Here is a 1,449-nt window from a genome sequence, read left to right as displayed (position 1 = left end):
AGCATGAGTGCGGGAGTATGTCACAACAGCTCAAGTTGGAATAGAACTGTTTCGTCGCGGTATCCATAGCACCCCTCTCCTTTTGGAAGAAGGGCTGGGAGTGAGGGAGAAAGGCTCAAGTCAAAGGCTGCCAATGGCCCGTTTCAGTTGTACCAGGGCGCGATTGTAGGCGATTACAGCATTGGAAAGGTTGCCACGGGCAGTGGTGAGGGCAGCTTCAGCATTGATCACCTCCGTTTGGGTGCCCACCCCCGCTTGCAGGCGCAGCCGGGCCAAGCGCAGGCTCTCTTCTGCTGAGGCAATTGCCACTTTGGCCGAGTCGATCTGTTCGCGGCTGGAGCTGAGGGTCAGAAAGGCTTCTTCCACCCCCCGCTGGATTTCGTTGCGGGTGCCGACGAAATTGCTCACGGCCACCTGCCCGTCGATCTGAGCTTGGCGGGCTTGGGCAGCCGCTTCTCCTCCATCGAACCAAGTCAAGCTGAAATTGGCTCCCACCGAATAGCCAACATCAAAGCTATCGCGGCTGGCGTTGAAATCGTTAACGGCATCGAGGCTGGCGAATAAGCCAATTCGGGGGCCATTGCGGGCCTGTGCTAGGCGCACACGGCTTTGGGCCTGCTCCAATTCTCGGCGCCGGCGCTCCAATTCCTGTCGTTGGGCAAAGGCAGCAATGATGGTCTCTTCCAGGCTGAGATCCCACTCTCCCATCGGCTCGATGCGGTCGCTGGCCAACACGTCGGTGGGGCTGGGAAAATTCAGCAGTTCGGCCAGGCGGCGGCGATTCAGTTGTTGGGTGTTTTGAGCCGCCAGCAAGGTTTGTCGATTGTTGGCCAATTCCGTCTCTGCCTGGAGAATCTCAAAGCGGGTACCCAGCCCGGCCCGTTCTCGGGCTTGAGCATCCCGCAGGGTGGCTTCGGAACTTTCGACGGCAGCTTGGCTGATGGCAACCCTGGCATCTGCGCTTTGCAGATCGTAGTAGGCATTGGCCACAGCTTGTTTGACCGTCTGCAGCGTTTGCTCCAGCTGCAGTTGGGCGATGCGCAGCGCTTCTTGGGCCAGCTTCAGGTTTTGCTCCCTAAGGCCACTGTCAAAGGCGGTATACTCCACCCGCACCACACTGGCCGAGAGGGTGTGGGATTCGCGCCTTGGCCCACCACCCGGAGAGGGAGCCTCACTGTACTGGTAGTTGGCACGGCTGGAGAGGGTGGGAGCAAAGGCAGCTTGAGCCAGGGCTACCCCGGCCTCGGCCCGCTCGACGGCCAGTCTGGCCTGCTGCACAGCCGGGTTCTGGGCAACGGCGATCTCCAGAGCTTCTTCCAAAGACAGGCCCTCCCTGCGCTCAATGCGCACCTGCAAGGGGGATTGGGGCACCACCAATTCTTCAGCCGTCAAAGCCCCCTTTAGAGTCAGGTCAGCCGCAGGGGTGGAGTCAGCAGGGTTGGGGGGAAT

The 1,449-nt window shown here is 60.3% G+C and carries 1 protein-coding gene; it reads right to left on the bottom strand.

The annotated features are described in order from the left end of the window. Window positions 1-120: 120 nt before the first annotated feature. Window positions 121-1,449 (bottom strand): TolC family protein (locus NW815_RS13510; RefSeq protein ID WP_414416124.1); only part of this gene is annotated, 1,329 nt, incomplete at its 5' end.

Origin of the sequence: Synechococcus sp. R6-7, from assembly GCF_047461695.1 — a bacterium.
Classification (GTDB): Bacteria; Cyanobacteriota; Cyanobacteriia; order Thermostichales; family Thermostichaceae; genus Thermostichus.
This window is presented reverse-complemented; position numbering and strand designations above follow the sequence as displayed.